This is a genomic window from Mycobacterium sp. NGS63 (assembly GCF_059812295.1).
The window spans coordinates 176,546-197,084 of sequence record NZ_JCALCJ010000003.1 but is presented as its reverse complement, the minus strand read 5'-3'; the positions used below and the strand labels follow the sequence as shown (position 1 = coordinate 197,084).

The window sequence follows — 20,539 nt, the reverse complement described above, 5'->3', positions numbered from 1 at the left end:
CAATCCTGTGGCGATGCCCGAAGCCTCCCCGGGGCCGGTCACGCGCGCCAGCGTGGCCCGCGTCGGCGCCGCGACCGCGCTGACCGCCCTGTGCGGGTACGCGGTGATCTACCTGGCCGCCCGTGACCTGGCCCCGCGCGGCTTTTCCGTCTTCGGGGTGTTCTGGGGCGCGTTCGGCCTGGTGACCGGCGCCGCCAACGGCCTGCTGCAGGAGACCACCCGGGAGGTCCGCTCGGCGCAGTACCTGGAGGTGGCGCCACTCAAGCGGACCCATCCGCTCCGCGTGGCCGCGATGGTCGGTGTGGCCGCGGCCGTCGTGATCGCCGCCAGCTCGCCGTTGTGGGGCGGGCGGGTGTTCGTCGAGGCGCGCTGGCTGTCGGTAGCGCTGCTGTCCGTCGGGCTGGCCGGGTTCTGCCTGCACGCCACCCTGCTGGGCATGCTGGCCGGCACCAACCACTGGACCCAGTACGGATCGCTGATGGTGACCGACGCGGTCATCCGGGTGACGGTCGCCGCGGCCACGTTCGTGATCGGCTGGGGCCTGACCGGGTTCTTGTGGGCGACGGTGGCGGGCGCGACGGCGTGGCTGATCCTGCTGGCGGCCTCGCCCGCGTCGCGCGCCGTGGGCCGGCTGCTCACGCCGGGCGGCACCGCGACGTTCCTGCGCGGCGCCGCCCACTCGATCACCGCGGCCGGCGCCAGCGCGATCCTGGTGATGGGGTTTCCGGTGCTGCTGAAGTTGACCAGCACCGAGCTGGGGGCGCAGGGCGGTGTGATCATCCTGGCCGTGACGCTGACGCGGGCGCCGCTGCTGGTGCCGCTGACCGCCATGCAGGGCAACCTGATCGCCCATTTCGTTGACGAGCGGAGCGACCGGCTGCGGGCCCTGGTCGCGCCGGCGGCGCTGATCGGCGGGATCGGCGCGATCGGCGTGCTCGCGGCCGGCGTCGTCGGGCCCTGGCTGCTGCGCGTCGCCTTCGGGCCGCAGTACCACGCCAGCAGCGCGCTGCTGGCGTGGCTGACGGCGGCGGCGGTCGCGATCGCGATGCTGACGCTGACCGGCGCCGCCGCGGTGGCCGCCGCGCTGCACCGCGCCTACGCGCTGGGCTGGGTCGGCGCGACGCTGGCGTCGGGGCTGCTGCTGTTGTTGCCGCTGCCGCTGCCGACGCGCACGGTCGTCGGCCTGCTGTGCGGCCCGCTGGTGGGGATCGGGGTTCATCTGCTGGCGCTGGCGCGTGCCGGGCGCTCAACCGGCTGATCGTGGCTACCCTGATGGGCAGTGATGTCGACTGAATCGCATTACCCGGGCGCCTGGATCGTCATTCCCGCCTTCAACGAAGCCGCGGTCATCGGCGAGGTCGTCGCCGAGGTGCGCTCGGTCTTCGACCATGTCGTCTGCGTCGACGACGGCAGCACCGACGGCACCGGCGACATCGCCCGGCGCGCCGGGGCTCATCTGGTGCGCCACCCCATCAACCTGGGTCAGGGCGCGGCCATCCAGACCGGCGTCGAGTACGCCCGCAAGCAGCCCGGGGCAGAGGTTTTCGCGACGTTCGACGCCGACGGCCAGCACCGCGTGAAGGACGTGGCCGCCATGATCGACCGGCTCGGCGCCGGTGACGTCGACGTCGTCATCGGGACCCGGTTCGGCGGGCACGGCGACAGCAGGCCGCCGTTCTTCAAGCGGATCGTGCTGCGGACCGCGGCCAGGCTTTCGCGCCGTGGTCGCCGACTTGGCTTGACCGACACCAACAATGGGCTTCGGGTGTTCAACAAGAAGGTCGCCGACGGGCTCAACATCACCATGAGCGGGATGAGCCACGCCAACGAGATCATCATGCTGATCGCCGAAAACCGTTGGCGCGTCGCCGAACAGCCGGTCGAGGTGCTCTACACCGAATACTCGAGGTCGAAGGGGCAGCCGCTGCTCAACGGCGTCAACATCATCTTCGACGGATTCCTGCGAGGGAGGACACGATGAACTGGATCCAGGTGCTGCTGATCGGGGCGATCGTCGCGCTGTTGGTGTACCTGCTGCGGTCGCGGCGCAACGCGCGGTCGCGGGCGTGGGTCAAGGTGGGCTACATCCTGTTCGTGCTCGCCGGCATCTACGCGGTGTTGCGGCCCGACGACACGACGGTGGTCGCGCACTGGTTCGGCGTGCGCCGGGGCACCGACCTGATGCTCTACGCGCTGATCATGGCGTTCAGCTTCACGACGCTGAGCACCTACATGCGGTTCAAGGATCTCGAGCTGCGCTATGCGCGGCTGGCCCGCGCGGTGGCGTTGGACTCGGCGCAGGAGCCCTCGCCGAGCTAGCCCGTTGGCCCGTCGCGGAAGTACTCCACGGTGCGCCGCACGCCGTCGTTCAACCCGACCTGCGGGCGCCAACCCAAAACCTCTGCGGCCAAACCGATGTCGAGGCACGACCGCCTCAAATCGCCCAGGCGGTCCGGGTGGTACTCAGGGTCGTCGGGCCCCCCGACGGCCGCGGCGACCGCCGAATGCAGTTGGCGGTCGGAGGTTTCGACACCGGTGCCGACGTTGAACCGCTGCCCGCCGCCCGCGCCGCCGGAGGCCTTGACGAACGCGTCGACCACGTCGTCGACGTACACGTAGTCGCGGGTCTTGCCGCCGTCGCCGAACACCTTGGTCGGCTTACCGGACAGCAGCGCCTGGGCGAAGATCGCCACCACGCCCGCCTCGCCGTGCGGGTCCTGGCGCGGACCGTAGACGTTGGCCGGCGCGATGTGCGAGCAGTCCAGGCCGTACAGGTGGCGGAACGTGTTGAGGTAGATCTCGCCGGCCACCTTGCCCGCGGCGTACGGCGAAGCGGGATCGGTGGGCGCCGACTCCGGGGTCGGGTACACCGGCGGGGTGCCGTAGATGGATCCCCCCGACGAGGTGTGCACGATCTTGCGCACCCCCGTCAACCGCGCCGCCTCGGCCAGCCGCACCGTGCCGATGACGTTGACCGACGCGTCGAATTGCGGGTCGGCCACCGACTGCCGCACGTCGATCTGCGCGGCCAGGTGGAACACCACCTCGGGCCGGTGCTCGTCGAGGATGGCGTGCAGGTCGGCGGTCACGATGTCGGCCTCGACGAAGACGTGCGCGGGGTTGCCGGCCAGGTGCTCGAGGTTGGTCGCGCGGCCGGTCGCAAAATTGTCCAGGCCCACCACCGTGTGACCGTCGGCCAGCAGGCGGTCGACTAGCGTCGAGCCGATGAATCCGGCTGCCCCGGTGACCAGTGCGCGCACCGGCCCACCATACAGAGTGGCCCTGGCAGCCGCCGCGCTCATCACGGCGCAGCTGGTGATCCGCGCGGTGCTGGCGTTCGGCGGCTACTTCTACTGGGACGACCTGATTCTCGTCGGCAAAGCCGGCACCGAGGGGCTGCTTTCGCCGTCGTACCTCTTCGACGACCACGACGGCCACGTGATGCCGGCGGCCTTCCTGGTCGCCGGCGCCATCACCCGGCTGGCGCCGCTGGACTGGACGTGGCCGGCGGTCAGCCTGGTGGTGTTGCAGCTGCTGGCGTCGCTGGCTTTGCTGCGCGCGCTGCACGTGATCCTCGGCTGGCGCTGGGCGCTGCTGATCCCGCTGACCTTCGCGCTGTTCACCCCGCTGGCGGTGCCGGGCTTCGCGTGGTGGGCGGCGGCGCTGAACTCGCTGCCGATGCTGGCGGCGCTGGCGTGGGTGTGCGCCGACGCGGTCCTGCTGGTGCGCACCGGCAACCCGCGCTACGCGCTGACCGGCGCGCTGGTCTACCTGGGCGGGCTGCTGTTCTTCGAGAAGGCCGCCGTCATCCCGTTCGTCGCCTTCGCCGTGGCCGCGCTGCTGTGCCACGTGCGCGGCGACGGGTCGGCGCTACTGACGGCGTGGCGGGCCGGGAGGTGGCTGTGGATCGCGTCGCTGGCGCTGACCGCGGCCTGGGTGGCGCTCTACCTGGCGGTGGTCAACCAGAGGCGGTGGAGTTCCGACCTGGCGATGACGGCCGACCTGCTGTGGCGGTCGATCACCCACGGCATCGTGCCGGGCCTGGCCGGCGGCCCGTGGCACTGGGACCGGTGGGCGCCGGCCTCGCCGTGGGCCACGCCCCCGCCGGCGGTGATGGCGCTGGGCTGGCTGGTGCTGGCCGCGGTGTTCGCGCTGTCGCTGGTGCGCAAGCGACGCATCGTGCCGGTGTGGGTGGTCGCGGCCGGCTACACCGTCGCCTGTCAGGTGCCGATCTATTTGATGCGCTCGTCGAGGCAGACCGCCCTGGAGCTCGCCCAGACCCTGCGGTATCTGCCGGATCTCGTCGTCGTGCTGGCGCTGCTGGCCGCCGTCGCGTTGTGCGCCCCGAATCGGTCGGCGTCGCGGTGGCTCGACGCGTCACCGAGGCGCACCGCGGTGGCGGTGGGTGTGGCGGTGGCCTTCGTGGCGAGCAGCCTGTATTCGACGGCGACGTTTTTGACCAGCTGGCGCGACAACCCCGCCCAGCCCTACCTGCAGAACGCCCGCGCGAGTCTGGCTGCGGCGCATGCCGATTCGGACGCGCCGCTGCTGGATCAGGAGGTCGATCCGCTGGTGCTGCAGCGGGTGGCCGCGCCGCAGAACCTGGCCAGCCACATGTTCGCCCTGCTGCGGGACAGGCCCGAATTCGCTCCCGCCACAACGCGATTGCGCATGCTGGACAGCTCGGGGCGGCTGATCAAGGCGCGGGTGAACTGGATCCGCACCGTCGTGCCGGGTCCGATGCCGCGCTGCGGTTACTTCGCGCAACCGGACAGGCCGGCGCGGCTGGTCCTCGACGGGCCGCTGCTGCCCGCCGACTGGACGGTCGAACTGAACTACCTGGCCAACAGCGACGGGTCGATGACGCTGTCGCTCGCCGAGGGGCCCGACGTCAAGGTCCCGGTGCATCCCGGGCTCAACCGCGTCTTTGTCCGGCTGCCCGGTGCCGGGGGCGCGATCACCGTGCGGGCCAACACCGCCGCGCTGTCGCTGTGCCTGGCGTCGGGGCCGGTCGGGTTCGTCGTGCCGGCGTGATGACCGGGCAAGAGTGGAGCCGCCTAGGAGAATCGAACTCCTGACCTATTCATTACGAGTGAATCGCTCTACCGACTGAGCTAAGGCGGCGCGCCCGCGCGGCGGGCGGCACGAGTCTACGGCAGGCGGGTCGGGTCACCCAAGTTCCTGGCCGAACGTCGCGACCATCGCGTCGACGGCGAACTTGGGTTTGACGTTGGTGGCCAGCGCCTCGCGGCACTCGAGCACCGCCTCGATGCAGCGCAGCAGCCGCTCGGGCGAGGCGTGGGCGGCCAGCGCCGCCGCCCGGTCGGCCATGTCGGGGTGGTTGGCCTGGACACCGCCCGCATCGGCCGACACCACCAGCGCGTCGCGGAAGTAGGTGGCGAGGTCGATCAGCGCGCGGTCCAGGGCGTCGCGCGACGCCCGCGTCTGGCGCGACTTCTGCCGCCGCTCCAGGTCCTTGATCGCCCCCGCGGCGCCCCGCAGCGCGCCCGCGGTGCCCTTGCCGGTGCCGCCCGCGCCCAACGCGGTGCGCAGCTCCTCGGTCTCGGCCTCGGCGCGGTCGGCGGTCAGCACCACGGCCTCGGCCTCGGCGGCGGCCACCAACTCCTCGGCGGCGGCGTAGGCGCGCGACGGGGTCGCCGCGTCGCGCACCAGCCCCAGCGCCCGCTCCCGTCGCTGCCGGGCCTCGGCGTCGGTGGCCAGTCGGCGCGCGCGTCCCACATGCCCGCCGCTGACCGACGCCGCCCAGTTGGCCGTGTCGGCGTCCAGGCCGTCGCTGTCCACCAGGACCCGGGCGATCGCGTCGGTCGGCGGGGTCACCAGCGCGACGTGCCGGCACCGCGAGCGCAGCGTGATCGCGATGTCCTCGGGATCCACCGACGGCGCGCACAGCAGGAACACCGTCGACGGCGGCGGCTCCTCGACCACCTTCAGCAAGGCGTTCGCGGCGCCCTCGGTCAACCGGTCTGCGTCCTCGATGACCACGATCTGCCGGTGCCCGGTGGTCGGGCGGCGCGACGCGATCTGCACGATGGCGCGCATCTCGTCGACGCCGATGGACAGGCCCTCGGGAATCACCCGGCGCACGTCGGCGTGGGTGCCGGCCATCGTCGTCGTGCACGCCCGGCACTTCCCGCAGCCGGGTTCGCCGTCGTCGGTGCATTGCAGCGCGGCCGCGAAGCACACCGCCGCGATCGAGCGCCCGGAGCCCGGCGGGCCGGTGATGAGCCACGCATGTGTCATAGTCCCGTGGTCGGCATCGCTGTGAGCGGGGTCACCGCGGGCCGCGCGGGCGGCGGCCAGCAGGTCGGCCACCACGGCCTCCTGGCCTACCAGCCGCGTAAACACTCCGGTCATCACGGGCAACGTTAGTGACACCGGCGGACAGATACCGATCGGCCACCGAAACGCGACAATTCCGTTACCTTCCGGCGCGTTTCGCCAGGTTCACCCGACTTGCCGAGATGCTTATTGTTTTCCGCTGAGTCCGCCCTGCCCGATACGGTGGATTGGTGGCAACCGCGGCAGCACTGCCCGGGCGGATCAGTGCGTTCGTCCGGTGGGTGGTGCGCACCCCGTGGCCGCTGTTCTCGCTGAGCATGCTGCAGTCCGACATCATCGGCGGCCTGTTCGTGCTGGGCTTCCTGCGCTACGGCCTGCCGCCCCAGGACCGCATCCAGCTGCAGGACCTGCCGGTGCTGAACCTGGCGATCTTCATCAGCGTCGTGATCAGCCTGTTTTTGGCCGGGGTCATGTTCAATCTGCAGCTGCTGCTGCCGGTGTTCCGCTGGCAGCGGCGCGACAACCTGCTCGCCGACGCCGATCCGGCCGCCACCGAACTCGCGCGCAGCCGCGCGCTGCGCATGCCGTACTACCGGGCGCTGACCAGCTCGGTGGCGTGGTGCATCGGCGGCGTCGTGTTCATCATCGCCAGCTGGTCGGTGGCCAAGTACACGGCGCCGGTGGTGGCGGTCGCCACCGCGCTGGGCGCCGCCGCGACGGCGATCATCGGCTACCTGCAGTCCGAGCGGGTGCTGCGGCCGGTGGCCGTGGCCGCCCTGCGCAGCGGCGTGCCCGAGAACGTCAAGGCGCCCGGGGTCATCCTGCGCCAGCTGTTGAGCTGGATGCTGTCCACGGCCGTGCCGCTGCTGGCGATCGTGCTGGCCGTGGTGGCCGACAAGGCGTCGCTGCTGCACGCGACGCCGGAGAAGTTGTTCGACCCGATCCTGCTGCTGGCGCTGGCGGCACTGAGCATCGGGCTGGTCAGCACCCTGCTGGTGGCGATGTCGATCGCCGACCCGCTGCGCCAGCTGCGCTGGGCGCTCTCGGAGGTGCAGCGCGGAAACTACAACGCGCACATGCAGATCTACGACGCCAGCGAGCTGGGCCTGCTGCAGGCCGGCTTCAACGACATGGTCCGCGACCTGTCCGAACGGCAGCGGCTGCGCGACCTGTTCGGCCGCTACGTCGGTGAGGACGTGGCCCGCCGGGCGCTGGAGCGCGGCACCGAGCTGGGCGGGCAGGAGCGCGACGTCGCGGTGCTGTTCGTCGACCTGGTCGGCTCCACCCAGCTGGCCGCCACGCGGCCGCCGGCCGAGGTGGTCCACCTGCTCAACGAGTTCTTCCGGGTGGTCGTCGACACCGTCGGCCGCCACGGCGGGTTCGTCAACAAGTTCCAGGGCGACGCGGCGCTGGCCATCTTCGGCGCGCCGATCGAACACCCCGACGCGTCCGGCGGCGCGCTGGCTGCCGCCCGCGAGCTGCACGACGAGATCCTCCCGGTGATCGGCTCGGCGGAGTTCGGGATCGGAGTGTCGGCCGGGCGGGCCATCGCCGGCCACATCGGCGCGCAGGCCCGCTTCGAATACACGGTGATCGGCGACCCGGTCAACGAGGCCGCGCGGCTCACCGAGCTGGCCAAGCTCGAGTCCGGCCACGTGCTGGCGTCGGCGATCGCGGTCAGCGGCGCGCTGGACGCCGAGGCGTTGTGCTGGGACGTCGGCGAGGTGGTCGAGCTGCGCGGACGCACGGCACCCACCCAGCTGGCCCGGCCGGTGAAACTGGCCGCCCCCGAAGAGGTTGCGGCCGAGGAGATTTCGAGCGAGGTCTAGGAGCGCCTACTAAGAGCGCTTCGTGGCCTTCTTGGCCGGCGCGCGGCGGCTGCTTTTGCGGGCGGGACGCTTGACCGGCCCCCGGGCGCGCCGGTCGGCCAGCAGCTCGGAGGCGCGTGCGTCGGTCATCGACAGCACGTCGTCGCCCTTGCGCAGGCTGGCGTTGGTCTCGCCGTCGGTGACGTACGGGCCGAAACGCCCGTCTTTGATGACCATCGGCTTGCCCGACGCCGGATCGGTGCCCAACTCGCGCAGCGGCGGCGCCGAAGCGCTCTGCCGGCCACGGCGTTTGGGCTCGGCGTAGATCTGCAGCGCCTCGTCCAGGGTGATGTCGAAGATCTGGTCCTCGGTCGCCAGCGAGCGAGAATCGTTGCCCCGCTTCAGGTATGGCCCGTAGCGGCCGTTCTGCGCGGTGATCTCCTCGCCGGATTCGGGGTCCGTGCCGACAACCCGGGGCAGCGACAGCAGCTTGAGCGCGTCCTCGAGGGTGACCGTCTGCAGGTCCATGCTGCGCAGCAGCGAACCCGTTCGCGGCTTGGGGCCCTTGGCCGAAGCCTTCTTGCCCTTCTTGGCGGGCTCGCCGTTGGAGTCGGCGGACGGCTCGGGCTGCGGCAGGACCTCGGTCACGTACGGGCCGTACCGGCCGTCCTTGGCGACGATCTCGTGACCGGTCTCCGGGTCCACGCCCAGGGGGCGGCCCTCCTGCGGGGTGGCGAAGAGCTCCTCGGCCACCTCGAGCGTGAGCTCGTCGGGGGTCAGCGAGTCGTTGAGGTTGGCCCGCTGCGGGGTGGGCTCGCCGTCGTCGCCCGTCACCACCCGTTCCAGGTACGGCCCGTTCTTGCCGACCCGAACGTAGACCGGGCGGCCCTCGGCGTCGTCGAACACCTTGATGGAGTTGACTTCTCGCGCGTCGATGCCCTCCAGGTTGACCCCGACGAGCTTCTTCAGCCCACCCGAGCGGGCCACCGAGTCCGCCACCCCGTGCTCGCCACCGAAGTAGAAGTTGTTGAGCCAGTCGGTGCGTCGTTCCTGCCCCGAGGCGATCGCGTCGAGCTCGTCTTCCATCGCCGCGGTGAAGCCGTAGTCGACCAGCCGGCCGAAGTGCTGCTCCAGCAGACCGGTGACGGCGAACGCCACCCACGAGGGCACCAGCGCGCTGCCCTTCTTGTACACGTAGCCGCGGTCCTGGATCGTCTTGATGATCGACGCGTACGTCGACGGGCGGCCGATGCCCAGCTCCTCGAGGGCCTTGACCAGGGACGCCTCGGTGTAGCGCGCCGGCGGGTTGGTGGCGTGGCCGTCGGGGGTGAGCTCGAGGGCCGCCAGCCGCTGCCCCTCGGTCAGTTGCGGCAGCCTGCGCTCGGCGTCGTCGGCCTCGCCGCCGGCCAGCTCGTCCACCGTCTCCACGTAGGCCTTGAGGAAGCCGGCGAACGTGATGGTGCGGCCGCTGGCCGAGAACACGACCTGCCGGCCATTGGATTCGCCGTTGATCCGCAGGCTCAGCGTCGTCCCGCGCGCGTCGGCCATTTGCGAGGCCACCGTGCGCTGCCAGATCAGTTCGTAGAGGCGGAAGTCATCGCCGTCGAGCTCGCGGCGCACCGCGTCCGGGGTCGCGAACGTCTCCCCGGCGGGCCGGATCGCCTCGTGCGCCTCCTGCGCGTTCTTCACCTTGCGGGTGTACTGGCGCGGCGAGGGCGAGACGTACTCCTCGCCATAAAGCTGGCGCGCCTGGGTGCGCGCGGCGTTGATCGCCGACTCCGACAGCGTCGTCGAGTCGGTACGCATATAAGTGATGTAGCCGTTCTCGTAGAGCCGCTGGGCGATGCTCATCGTGCGCTCCGAGGAGAACCGCAGCTTGCGGCCGGCCTCCTGCTGCAGCGTCGACGTCATGAACGGCGCGTACGGCCGCCGGGTGTAGGGCTTCTCCTCCACCGACGCCACCGACAGCTGGCCGCCGCGCAGGCCCGCGGCCAGCTCGGTCGCGGCCGCCTCGTCGAGGATCGTCACCTCGTCGGCCTTGCGCAGCTGGCCCAGCGAGTCGAAATCGCGGCCGGTGGCCACGCGCAGGCCATCCACGTTCGTCAGCCGCGCGGTGAAGGTGGGCGGTTGCGCCTGCGGGTCGGACACGCTGGCGTCGAGCTGGGCGACGATGTCCCAGTAGGACGCGCTGCGGAACGCCATGCGGTCGCGCTCACGCTGCACGATGATGCGGGTGGCCACCGACTGGACCCGGCCCGCCGACAGCTTGGGCGCCACCTTCTTCCACAGCACGGGGCTGACCTCGTAGCCGTACAGCCGGTCCAGGATGCGGCGGGTCTCCTGGGCGTCGACCAGGTCGATGTCCAGGTCGCGGGGGTGCTCGGCGGCCGCGCGGATCGCCGGCTCGGTGATCTCGTGGAAGACCATCCGCTTGACCGGGATGTTGGGCTTGAGGGTTTCCAGCAGGTGCCAGGCGATGGCCTCGCCCTCGCGGTCACCATCCGTGGCCAGGTACAGCTCGTCGACGTCCTTGAGCAGCCCCTTGAGCTCGCTGACGGTGTGCTTCTTCTCCGGGCTGATGATGTAGAGCGGCTCGAAGTCGGCGTCGACGTTGACGCCCAGCCGCGCCCAGGGCTCGGACTTGAACTTCGCCGGCACGTCGGCCGCGGCGCGGGGCAGGTCGCGGATGTGTCCGCGCGAGGACTCGACGATGTAGCTGGAGCCCAGGTAACCGGCCAGTTTGCGCGCCTTGGTCGGCGACTCGACGATCACGAGTCGCCGACGGCTCCCATTTCCGCCGCTGACGCGGTCCTCTAGGTCAGCCAACTGCGCTTACGCTCCATCTCTTGTCTGGGCCCCCCTGCGAATTCCGGATAAATCAGGTACGCCAGCGTTCCTTCGCTTCAGGGCACCTGACAATTTCGCACCCTCGGGCGGGCCTGCGCAAACCGGATGGCCGACAAACGGCTCTCCGATTCCGGCTACACGTGGGGCCACAGGGGCAACGCTTCCGCGGCGTCGGGGGGTTCCCCCACGTTCTCTACCAGGCGCGACAGCCTCCGGCGGCCGCTGATCCGCAGCGCCGGCCGGCCGCCGCGGGTGCCGATCAGGGTGGGCGCGATTCCCACCCGCATCAGCGCCGACGCCAGCGGGGAATGGGTGTCGGGCGCGTGCGGATCGAGACCCAGCAGATAGTGGTCGTTCTCCGGGTTGCCCGCCGCCAGCGTCCAGGCCCGCAGCTCCCGCGGCCCGGGCAGCCACCGCGGGGGCACCGTCTTGACCGCGCCGCGGGTCCATTCGGCGGCGATGCCGGTCAGCGCGGGCGTCACCGCCGTCCGCACCAGCGGGGTGTCCTCGTCGGTGCGGCCGACCTCGGCCGCCAGGCCCGCCTCGTGGATCATCTCGGCCAGCGCCGCGGCGCGCCACACCTGGTCCACCACGACAGACAGCCGGGCGCCCTGCGCCTCCGGAGCGCCGACCAGCACGATCTGGCCCGACGCCGCCAGCACCCCCGAGAGGTCGGCGACCGCGGGCGGCACCGACTCCGCTGTAAAGAAGGAAAGCTGGCTCACGCCACCGACAGTAGGCCAGGTCGTCGGCCCACGCCCTCAAGTTTTCGGCGCGTCTCGGAGCGCCGGCCTGCCGAACAGACGGAAAAGCCCCCACATCGGTGCCGAAGTGGGGGCTTTTGCGTCTGCTCGCGTCTCAGACGGAGCGGACTCCGGTGGCCTGGGGGCCCTTAGGGCTGTGGCCGATCTCGAACTCGACCTTCTGGTTTTCTTCAAGGGTGCGGAAGCCCGTTCCCTGGATCTCCGTGTAGTGGACAAAAACATCCGCGGAACCGTCTTCAGGGGCAATGAACCCGAACCCCTTCTCCGCGTTGAACCACTTCACAGTTCCCTGTGGCATCTCTCGATCTTTCCTTTTCTTTTGGATGCGAGGCACCGCCTTTCGGTGCCCCGGGCCGAGTACGACCGCCATACCTCGCGGAGTCGCCGGAACTTCACCCGACCGATAACCTCGCAGGAACCGCGGCCGCAACGTTGTTCCTGCGAAAGTTTGACACGAACACAGAAGCTGCGACCGCAATCAGTCAACCATGTTCATCGCGTCCGCGACAGACTTGTGTCCAGTACTGATTCCAGGAGGCGATGAGGTGGCGAGTTTCGGCGCCGACCTGCTCACCGTCGCCCTCGCCGGCACCCCGGCGCCCGAGCGGCCGCTGCGCCACGTCGCCGAGCTGCCGGCCCGCGGCGGCCGCCCGCACGATTGGCCGGACTGGGCCGACCCCGACGTCGTGCGCGCGTTCGCCGACCGCGGCATCAGCCGCCCCTGGTCGCACCAGGCCGCGGCGGCCGATTCGGCCCACGCCGGCCGGCACGTGGTGATCAGCACCGGCACCGCGTCGGGCAAGTCGCTGGCCTACCAGCTCCCCGTCCTGCACGCGCTGGCGACCGACCCGCGCGCCCGGGTGCTCTACCTGTCGCCGACCAAGGCGCTCGGTCACGACCAGTTGCGCGCCGCGCACGCGCTGACCGCCGCCATTCCCCGGCTGCGCGATCCCGGTTTCGCGGTCGCCCCCACCGCCTACGACGGCGACAGCCCCGCCGAGGTGCGCCGCTTCGCCCGTGAACGCTCCCGATGGTTGTTTTCCAACCCCGACATGATCCACCTGTCGATCCTGCGCAACCACGCCCGCTGGGCGGTCCTGCTGCGGGGGCTGCGCTTCGTGATCGTCGACGAATGCCACTACTACCGGGGGGTTTTCGGGTCGAACGTGGCGATGGTGCTGCGCCGGCTGCTGCGGCTGTGCGAGCGCTACTCGTCGGCCCCTACGGTGGTGTTCGCCAGCGCGACGACGGATTCCCCGGGCGCGACGGCCGCCGAACTGATCGGCATGCCGGTCGCCGAGGTCACCGAGGACGGCTCGCCGCAGGGGGCGCGCACCGTGGCGCTGTGGGAGCCCGCGCTGCGGGCCGACCTGACCGGCGAGAACGGCGCGCCGGTGCGCCGTTCGGCCGGGGCCGAGGCGGCGCGGGTGATGGCGGACCTGATCGCCGAGGGGGCCCAGACCCTGACGTTCGTGCGGTCGCGCCGCGCCGCGGAGCTGACGGCGCTGGGGGCGCGGGCGCGGCTCGAGGATGTGGCCCCGCAGCTGTCGCAGGCGGTGGCGTCGTATCGGGCCGGCTACCTCGCCGAGGACCGCACCGCGCTGGAGCGCGCCCTGGCCGAGGGCCGGCTGCGCGGGCTGGCCACCACCAACGCGCTGGAGCTGGGCGTCGACATCGCCGGGCTGGACGCGGTGGTGCTCGCCGGGTTTCCCGGGACGGTCGCGTCGTTCTGGCAGCAGGCCGGCCGGTCCGGCCGGCGCGGCCAGGGCGCGCTGGTGGTGCTGATCGCCCGCGACGACCCGCTGGACACCTACCTCGTCCACCACCCCGGCGCGCTGCTGGACAAGCCGGTCGAGCGGGTCGTGATCGATCCCGCCAACCCGTATATTCTCGGCCCCCAACTCCTCTGCGCCGCAACCGAACTCCCGCTCACCGATACCGAAGTCCGGGCTTTGGGTGCCACGGAGGTGGCCGGGGGCCTCGTCGACGATGGGCTGCTGCGGCGGCGCGGCGACAAGTACTTTCCCGCGGCCGGCCTGCAACCGCATGGGGCGGTGGACATCCGCGGGTCGGCGGGCGGCCAGATTGTCATCGTCGAGGCCGACACGGGGCGACTGCTGGGCAGCACCGGGGTCGACCGGGCCCCGGCCAGCGTCCACCCCGGGGCCGTGTACCTGCATCAGGGCGAGACCTACGTCGTCGACTCGCTGGACACCGACGACGCGATCGCGTTCGTGCACGCCGAGGACCCCGGCTACGCGACGTTCGCGCGCGAAATCACCGACATCGTGGTCACGGGCACGGGCGAGCGCTCCGCGTTCGGGCCCGTGGCTTTGGGCCTGGTGCCGGTGCGGGTCACCCATCGGGTGGTGGGTTACCTGCGCCGCCGGCTGTCCGGGGAGGTGATCGACTTCATCGAGCTGGACATGCCCGAACACGTGCTGCCCACCACGGCCGCGATGTACACCATCGCCCCGGACGCGCTGGCGCGCAACGGTGTTGAGGCCGTTCGCGTTCCCGGCTCGCTGCACGCCGCCGAGCACGCGGCCATCGGCCTGCTGCCGCTGGTGGCCAGCTGCGACCGCGGCGACATCGGCGGACTGTCCACCGCGATCGGGCCCGACGGGCTGCCCAGCGTCTTCGTCTACGACGGCTATCCGGGCGGCGCGGGCTTCGCCGAACGCGGGTTCCGCCGGGCGCAGACGTGGCTGGGGGCGACGGCCGCCGCGATCGAGGCGTGCGAGTGCCCGAACGGATGCCCGTCGTGCGTGCAATCCCCCAAGTGCGGCAACGGCAACGACCCGTTGGACAAGGCGGGAGCGGTGGCGGTGTTGCGGCTGGTGCTCGCGGAGTTGACCCGCGGGCCGCGCTGACTGCCGCAAGCCATCCGGGCAACGTCGAATAAACCCGGGATGGCGACCGACCCCTCAACGGTCGACTGCTGAAGAATTGTCAGCATACTACCGCGGACGGCCACATGCGGCCGGATGACACGCGTTCATCGCGATACGTTGTCGCGCAAGGCGTTACGACCCGCGCGGGTGCCCGGAATCGGAGCGGCGGGGTCGGCCCCCGCGCCAGCCCTCCACCGCCGTAAAATCGGGCGCATGGCCCACGACTGGTTGCTCGTGGAGACGCTGGGGGGCGAACCCGCTGTGGTCGCGCAGGGACCGCAGCTCAAAAACCTCGTCCCGATCACGACGTTCATGCGCCGCAGCCCGCACCTGGCCGCCGTGCGGACCGCGATCGCCGAGTCGGTGCAGACGGGACAGAGCCTGACGAGCATCACCACCAAGCGGGCCCGCGTCATCCGCACCGAGCCGGTGGTGATGTCCGACGGCTACGTCCACGGTGTCCATGTGTGGACCGGCCCCGCCGGCGTCGAGCCGGCGCAGCGGCCGATCCCCGGCCCGCTGAAGTGGGACCTGACCCTGGGCGTGGCCACCGACACGCGTGAGTCGCTGGCCAACAGCGGCAAGAACCCCGACGTCGAAGTCACCCTCGGCAGGGCGTTCGCGGAGGACCTTCCGTCACGGGAACTCAACCCGAACGAGACCAAGATCCTGGCCATGGCCGTCCGGGCCAAGCCCGACCAAACCATTTGCAGCACATGGGATCTCACCGATTGGCAGGGAAAACCCATCCGGATAGGCTTCGTCGCGCGCACCGCCCTGGAGCCGGGACCCGACGGCCGGGAGCACCTGGTGGCGCGGGCGATGAACTGGCGCTCGGAACTCAAGGGACCGGTGGTCTCCACCGACGACCTGGCGCAACGGATCCTCAACGGGCTGGCCCAGGCCGGGGTGCACCGGGCCCTGGTCGACCTCGACAGCTGGACCCTGCTGAAATGGCTCGACGAGCCGTGCACCTTCTATGACTGGCGCGGCAACCAGACGGACAGGCCGAGGGTCCACCCGGACGACCAGCACCTGAAGTCTTCCATGACAGCGGAATTCGCCGACGGTCCGACGAGCCGGGTGCTGCGCATGCGCGGCCACGACGACGATTGGGTGCCGGTGCACGTCACGGTCAACAAGGTCGAGCTCGAACCGGACACCTTCGCCGGGCTGGTTTCGCTGCGACTGCCCACCGAGGAGGAAGTCGCCGCCGCCGGGCTGTCTTAGACCACAGGCCCCGCCCGAGCGGCGGCGCGCGCCGCGCCGACGAAGGCGACGGCCACCCGGGCGGTCACCACCACGTCGAGGCCGTCGACCCCGCACCCGATCTCGTCGACCCGCATCTCATGGGCCACCGCGGTCGCTCGGGCGCAGGCCGCCGCCGCCCCGGACGGCAGCAGGGCCGCCGCGGCCAGCGCGGCGAGATCGGCCGCGGCCTGCGCGCGGTGGCGCGCCACCACCGCCGAGCCGAGGTAGGCACCGGCACCGGTGAGCCACAGCAGCACCACTACCATCGCGGCCGCGACCACCGTCGCCGAGCCGCGGTCATCGCCCAGGCTCGGCCGCCGACACCGCCCTGGCCGCAATGTCCAACGAGGGCAACAACTTCGAGTGTGCGACGACCGTGGCCACCAGGAAATCGCCGTCGCGGCGCACCTGAATCCGCGATCCGGCGGGCGCGATGCTGCGCGCGGCGTCGAGCGCCGAGCGTTCGTCGCCGCGCGCGGCCAACCGGGCGGCCTCGCGGGCGGCGTCGACGCAGCGCACCTGCATCGACACCGCGGTGACACCGGCCAGGCACAGCGCCAGCACCACGACCAGCGCCGCGATCGCCAGCGCCGCCTCGACGGTGCTCGCGCCGGCACAGCCGGCTACACCTTGGCGTTGAGCGCGCGACCGATGATGTTGGTCAGCGCCGAGACGATCGAGTCGCCGGTGACGACGGTGTACAGGATCGCGCCGAACGCGGCCGCCGCGATCGTCCCGATCGCGTACTCGACCGTCGACATGCCCGACTCGTCGGTCGCCAGCGCGGCGGCGCGCGCCAGCAGCCCGTGGAACTTGTCGCTCATCTTGATGATCACTGCCTTCCCTTCCCTTCACAGCAGACCCGACTGAAAGACGTCACCGGCCAGCCCCGCCACCACCGGGACGATGCCCAGGCACACGAACGCCGGCAGGAAACAGAGCCCGAGCGGTCCGGCGATCAGCACCCCGGCCCGCTCGGCCGCCGCGGTGGCCGCGTGCGCGGCCTCGTGGCGGGATTCGTCGGCCAGCTCGGCGACGCCGGCGGCCAGCGCGGCACCCGAGGACGCCGAGCGCCGCGCCAGGCGCAGCAGGGCGTCGAGTTGGGTGTCGGCCGGCGCGGCCGGCAGGCCCGGCGGAATCGACCACGCCACAGCCGGATCCGCGCCGAGCGCCAGCAGGTCGGCGGCGCGGCGCAGCGCGCGGGCCAGCCTCGGCGGCGCGGAGGGGGCGGTCGCCGCCGCGGCCGTCGGCACCGCCATGCCGGCCTCGAGGCACACGGCCAGCACGTCGAGGCTCGACGCGACCGCCAGCGGGTCCGGGCCCGCTGAAAGCCCCGGCGGCGGCGCGCGCCTTATCGCGTGCGGCGGCATGCCCGCGCGCGCCCGCACCAGCGACGGGCCGGGGCCGATCCACAGCGCCGCCGCCAGCAGCAGCGCGGTCAGGGACATGCGCCGGCCCGGTCGGTGATGCGGTCCGACCACAGCAGCCCGGCGCAGGCCAGCGCCGACCCCACGACCAGCAGCCACCCGCCGGCGTGCCCGCCCAGCAGAAAACTCAGCGGCCGCGCCCCGATCAGCTGACCCAGCAGCACGCCGAGCACCGGCAGGCCGGCCAGTATCGTCGCGGTCGCGCGCGCTCCGGCCATGCTCGACGACACCCGCGCCGAAAAGCGTTGCCGCTCGGCGATGTCACGTTGCGCCGCCCGCATCAGGGTGGCGACCGCCAGTCCCTGGTCGCCGGCCAGCTGCCAGCACACCGCGAGCCGGTCCCACTGCCCGGGCAGCGCCGACGACCGCGCCGCGGCGCGCAGGCCGGCCGCGACGTCGGCGCCCAACCTGGCCCGCGCCGCGACCGCGCGCAGCGACGCCCCGACGGCGCCGGCGGTCTCCCCCGCGGCGACCTGGAAGGCGCGCACCGGATGCGCGCCCACGCGCAACTCGCCGACCAGCACGTCGAGGGCGGTTTCCAGGGTGCGGCCCTCCTCGGCGGCCCGCCGGATGCGCCGGCGGCGCCGGTAGCGCAGGCTCGCGGTCGCGCCCACCGCCGCGCCGGCGAGGACCGCCGTCGGCGGCAGCAGCACGGCGGCGCCCGCGAGGAGGGCCGCGGCGACGAGGGCCACCCCGGCGGCGGGCCGGCGACCAACCCGGACGCGCGCCCGGGCCACCAATCGGCGCCGCGGCGACGACGGAAGCACCAGCAGCGCAAGCGACGACAGCAGGGCCGCCGTGCCGAGGCCGTTCATGCCGACAGGCGGCTTCGCAGCAGCCGATGCAGCTCGCCCGCATCGTCGGTCAGTCCCCGGTCGGCGTGCCATGCGGTGACCGCGCGGACCTGCCCGTCGACCGGGCGCAGCACGGCGATCTCGCCCAACCGGCGCCGGCCGGCCCGGTCGCGGGTGACGTGCAGCAGCACCTGGACCGCCGCGGCGAGCTGGCTGTGCAGCGCCGCGCGGCCGAGACCGCCCAGGGCTCCCAGGGCCTCCAGCCGGGCGGGAACCTCGCCGGGATTGTTGGCGTGCACCGTGCCTGCGCCGCCGTCGTGGCCGGTGTTCAGCGCCGCCAGCAGATCGACCACTTCGGCGCCCCGCACCTCGCCGACCACGATGCGATCGGGGCGCATCCGCAGCGCCTGCCGGACGAGATCGCGGACCGGCACCTCGCCGACACCCTCGACGTTGGGGCAGCGCGCGACCAGCTTGACCAGATGCGGATGCCGCGGCGCCAGCTCCGCGGCGTCCTCGACGCACACGATCCGTTCGGCGGGCGGCACGGCCCCCAGCATCGCGGCCAGCAGGGTGGTCTTGCCGGCGCCGGTGCCCCCGCACACGAGGAACGCCAACCGCGCCGCGATGATGTCGGCGACCAGCGCGCCGGCCGCGGGGCCGATCGCACCGGCCGCGGTCAGCGCCGCCAGATCCTGGGTGGCCGGCCGCAACACCCGCAGCGACACGCAGGTGCCGCCGGCGGCGACGGGCGGAAGCACGGCGTGCAACCGCACCGCGAACCCGCCAGCGCCGATGCCGGTCAGCTGTCCATCCACCCACGGTTGGGCGTCGTCGAGCCGCCGGCCGGCGAGCAACGCCAGCCGCTGCGCCAGCCGTCGCACCGCCGCCTCGTCGGTGAAACGGATCCCGGTGCGCCGCAGGCCGTTTCCATCGTCGACCCACACCGCGTCCGGCGCGGTCACCAGGACGTCGGTGGTCCCCGCCGCACACAACAGCGGTTCGAGGATGCCGGCGCCGGTCAGCTCGGTTTCCAGCACCCGTAGGTTGGCGAGGACCTCGGTGTCGCCGAGCATGCCGCCGGACTCGGCACGGATCGCCGCGGCCACCACGCTTGGGTGCAGCGGGGCGGATTCGGATGCCAGGCGTTCGCGCACCCGCTCGATCAGCGAGCCGCTCACGCCGCCCTGCCGTTTCGCCCCGGCCCCACCCGCGGCAGGACGGCCAGCACCCCGCGCGCGGCGATCGCGAGCGGGCAACGCCGTCTCAGCCGCAGACCCCCGCGTTCCAGCCGCCGGGCGAGCTGCGGCTGCGCCCGGATCGACGCGAGCAAGGGCAGGCCGGTGATGTCGGCGACCTCCGCGGCGCGCAGTCCGCCGGGCGACGGCCCCCGCACCACCAGCCCGAGGTTGGGATTGCTCGCGGCCAGCACCGGAGCCATCGCGGCGGTCGCGGCGCACGCCCGCACGTCGGCGCGGCTGACCACGGCGACGAGGTCGGCGGCGTCCAGCGCGGCCTGCGTCGCATCGGTGAGGCGCCGGGGCAGATCGCAGACCACGACGACCCCGCCGCGGCGCCCGGCGTCGACGACGGATTCCACCGGCGCACCGCCCAACTCGTATCCGCGGCGCGTACCGGACAGCACGCTGACCCCACGATGTCGCGGCAGCGCCTCGCGCACGGCCGACCAGTGCAGCCGCCCTCCCTCCAGCGCAAGGTCGGGCCACCGCAGCCCCGGGGCGCTCTCGCCGCCCACCAGCAGGTCGATGCCGCCACCCCACGGGTCGAGATCGACCAACAGGGCGTCGCCGGCGGCGTCGGCCACGGCGGCCGCGAGCGACGAGGCGCCGGCCCCGCCGCAGCCCCCGACAACGGCGACGACCGCTCCGCGTGGACCCTCCTCGCGGGCGGCTTCGCCGGCTTCGGCGAGCTCGCGGATCAACTCGCTCTCTCGCTCGGGCAGCTTCAGCACGTGTTGGGCACCGACGGCGACGGCCGCCGCCCAGGTCGCCGTCGCGGGCTCGGCGGCGGTCAGGACGCTGACGTGGCCGCGCCGCGGCAGCCCCGCCCGCCCACACCGTTCCGCGGCGGCCTCGTCCAACACCACCGCGGCGGCGGCCGACCAGGTTCGCCGGCTCACCGCGGACCCGCCGGCGTGAACGACCCGCACCCCGACCGCCGCCGTCACCCGGTCGAGTTCGTCGCGCAGCCCCGGGTCGGTCAGCACCGCCAGCACGCCCGCCGAACCCGCCGCAGGGTCTGCAGTCTTCGTCGCCGTCAGGCGAATGGTGCTCGTCACCCACCCACCTTGCGGGGCGGAAATGGTGGGACACCAGTCCCAAAGCCGAATCTGTGGATAGAGACGCCGGTGTGCACAAATGCGCCTGACCAGCGGTCACCGAGCGCACGAAAATGCCGTTCCCGCAACGCGCTGCGGGCGGGAAACCGGCTCCC

At 72.3% G+C, this 20,539-nt stretch carries 19 protein-coding genes and 1 tRNA gene; 7 read left to right on the top strand and 13 right to left on the bottom strand.

What is annotated here, in order from left to right; translation table 11 throughout:
* Nucleotides 1-13: 13 nt before the first annotated feature.
* Genes AC5Y4Z_RS07830 through AC5Y4Z_RS07820 form a run of 3 tightly spaced genes read left to right on the top strand, consistent with a single transcriptional unit; the run spans nt 14 to nt 2,319 of the window.
* On the top strand, nt 14-1,258 hold the full coding sequence (locus AC5Y4Z_RS07830; RefSeq protein WP_499962325.1) for a hypothetical protein: 1,245 nt from the start codon (nt 14-16) through the stop codon (nt 1,256-1,258).
* Between the two features lie 24 nt (nt 1,259-1,282).
* On the top strand, nt 1,283-1,981 hold the full coding sequence (gene ppgS, locus AC5Y4Z_RS07825) for a polyprenyl-phospho-N-acetylgalactosaminyl synthase PpgS (RefSeq protein ID WP_499963273.1): 699 nt from the start codon (nt 1,283-1,285) through the stop codon (nt 1,979-1,981).
* Complete coding sequence (locus tag AC5Y4Z_RS07820; RefSeq protein WP_499962323.1) at nt 1,978-2,319, top strand: DUF2304 domain-containing protein; 342 nt, start codon at nt 1,978-1,980, stop codon at nt 2,317-2,319. Before ppgS ends, AC5Y4Z_RS07820 begins: the two co-directional genes overlap by 4 nt.
* Here the strand turns inward: AC5Y4Z_RS07820 and AC5Y4Z_RS07815 are convergent.
* Nucleotides 2,316-3,260: an NAD-dependent epimerase/dehydratase family protein gene (locus AC5Y4Z_RS07815; protein ID WP_499962321.1), complete on the bottom strand. Its 945-nt coding sequence runs from the start codon at nt 3,258-3,260 to the stop codon at nt 2,316-2,318. The two genes, AC5Y4Z_RS07820 and AC5Y4Z_RS07815, sit on opposite strands and share 4 nt — an antisense overlap.
* Here AC5Y4Z_RS07815 and AC5Y4Z_RS07810 point away from each other — a divergent pair.
* The gene (locus tag AC5Y4Z_RS07810) at nt 3,226-5,034 is read left to right on the top strand and encodes a hypothetical protein (RefSeq protein ID WP_499962319.1); all 1,809 of its coding nucleotides are present in this window, start codon (nt 3,226-3,228) and stop codon (nt 5,032-5,034) included. The genes AC5Y4Z_RS07815 and AC5Y4Z_RS07810 overlap by 35 nt on opposite strands.
* 14 nt (nt 5,035-5,048) lie before the next feature.
* On the opposite strand, the gene AC5Y4Z_RS07805 is transcribed toward AC5Y4Z_RS07810, so the two are convergent.
* A tRNA-Thr gene (locus AC5Y4Z_RS07805) sits at nt 5,049-5,124 on the bottom strand.
* Nucleotides 5,125-5,169: 45 nt separating this feature from the next.
* The gene (locus AC5Y4Z_RS07800) at nt 5,170-6,375 is read right to left on the bottom strand and encodes a DNA polymerase III subunit delta' (RefSeq protein ID WP_499962317.1); all 1,206 of its coding nucleotides are present in this window, start codon (nt 6,373-6,375) and stop codon (nt 5,170-5,172) included.
* Between the two features lie 155 nt (nt 6,376-6,530).
* On the opposite strand from AC5Y4Z_RS07800, the gene AC5Y4Z_RS07795 reads away from it, so the two are divergent.
* Entirely contained in the window at nt 6,531-8,129 is a 1,599-nt protein-coding gene (locus AC5Y4Z_RS07795) for an adenylate/guanylate cyclase domain-containing protein (protein ID WP_499962315.1), read from the top strand.
* A 9-nt stretch (nt 8,130-8,138) separates the two neighbouring features.
* Here the strand turns inward: AC5Y4Z_RS07795 and topA are convergent, their stop codons facing one another.
* From topA to cspA, 3 genes are all read right to left on the bottom strand, one after another.
* Entirely contained in the window at nt 8,139-10,934 is a 2,796-nt protein-coding gene (gene topA / locus AC5Y4Z_RS07790; protein ID WP_499962313.1) for a type I DNA topoisomerase, read from the bottom strand.
* 155 nt (nt 10,935-11,089) lie between these two features.
* Entirely contained in the window at nt 11,090-11,680 is a 591-nt protein-coding gene (locus tag AC5Y4Z_RS07785) for a hypothetical protein (protein ID WP_499962311.1), read from the bottom strand.
* 133 nt (nt 11,681-11,813) lie between these two features.
* The gene (gene cspA, locus AC5Y4Z_RS07780) at nt 11,814-12,017 is read right to left on the bottom strand and encodes a cold shock protein CspA (protein ID WP_036363014.1); all 204 of its coding nucleotides are present in this window, start codon (nt 12,015-12,017) and stop codon (nt 11,814-11,816) included.
* Nucleotides 12,018-12,264: 247 nt separating this feature from the next.
* Here cspA and AC5Y4Z_RS07775 point away from each other — a divergent pair, with 247 nt between their 5' ends.
* Both AC5Y4Z_RS07775 and AC5Y4Z_RS07770 read left to right on the top strand, forming a co-directional pair.
* On the top strand, nt 12,265-14,592 hold the full coding sequence (locus tag AC5Y4Z_RS07775) for a DEAD/DEAH box helicase (RefSeq protein WP_499962309.1): 2,328 nt from the start codon (nt 12,265-12,267) through the stop codon (nt 14,590-14,592).
* Between the two features lie 234 nt (nt 14,593-14,826).
* The gene (locus tag AC5Y4Z_RS07770; protein ID WP_499962307.1) at nt 14,827-15,843 is read left to right on the top strand and encodes a PAS domain-containing protein; all 1,017 of its coding nucleotides are present in this window, start codon (nt 14,827-14,829) and stop codon (nt 15,841-15,843) included.
* Here AC5Y4Z_RS07770 and AC5Y4Z_RS07765 read toward each other — a convergent pair.
* Genes AC5Y4Z_RS07765 through ssd form a run of 7 tightly spaced genes read right to left on the bottom strand, consistent with a single transcriptional unit; the run spans nt 15,840 to nt 20,312 of the window.
* A complete protein-coding gene (locus AC5Y4Z_RS07765; protein ID WP_499962305.1) occupies nt 15,840-16,130 on the bottom strand; it encodes an Rv3654c family TadE-like protein in 291 nt (96 codons plus the stop codon). The two genes, AC5Y4Z_RS07770 and AC5Y4Z_RS07765, sit on opposite strands and share 4 nt — an antisense overlap.
* 31 nt (nt 16,131-16,161) lie before the next feature.
* A complete protein-coding gene (locus tag AC5Y4Z_RS07760) occupies nt 16,162-16,437 on the bottom strand; it encodes a TadE family type IV pilus minor pilin (RefSeq protein WP_499963271.1) in 276 nt (91 codons plus the stop codon).
* 50 nt (nt 16,438-16,487) lie between these two features.
* A complete protein-coding gene (locus AC5Y4Z_RS07755; RefSeq protein ID WP_499963269.1) occupies nt 16,488-16,688 on the bottom strand; it encodes a DUF4244 domain-containing protein in 201 nt (66 codons plus the stop codon).
* Nucleotides 16,689-16,715: 27 nt separating this feature from the next.
* Nucleotides 16,716-17,312, bottom strand: a complete 597-nt coding sequence (locus AC5Y4Z_RS07750; protein ID WP_499962303.1) for a type II secretion system F family protein — start codon at nt 17,310-17,312, stop codon at nt 16,716-16,718.
* Nucleotides 17,303-18,106 (bottom strand): type II secretion system F family protein, encoded by an 804-nt coding sequence (locus tag AC5Y4Z_RS07745; RefSeq protein WP_499962302.1) that lies wholly within the window; start codon nt 18,104-18,106, stop codon nt 17,303-17,305. The genes AC5Y4Z_RS07750 and AC5Y4Z_RS07745 overlap by 10 nt, the downstream gene beginning before the upstream one ends.
* Entirely contained in the window at nt 18,103-19,266 is a 1,164-nt protein-coding gene (locus tag AC5Y4Z_RS07740; RefSeq protein WP_499962299.1) for a TadA family conjugal transfer-associated ATPase, read from the bottom strand. The genes AC5Y4Z_RS07745 and AC5Y4Z_RS07740 overlap by 4 nt, the downstream gene beginning before the upstream one ends.
* A complete protein-coding gene (ssd, locus tag AC5Y4Z_RS07735; RefSeq protein WP_499963267.1) occupies nt 19,263-20,312 on the bottom strand; it encodes a septum site-determining protein Ssd in 1,050 nt (349 codons plus the stop codon). The genes AC5Y4Z_RS07740 and ssd overlap by 4 nt, the downstream gene beginning before the upstream one ends.
* Nucleotides 20,313-20,539: the final 227 nt, after the last annotated feature.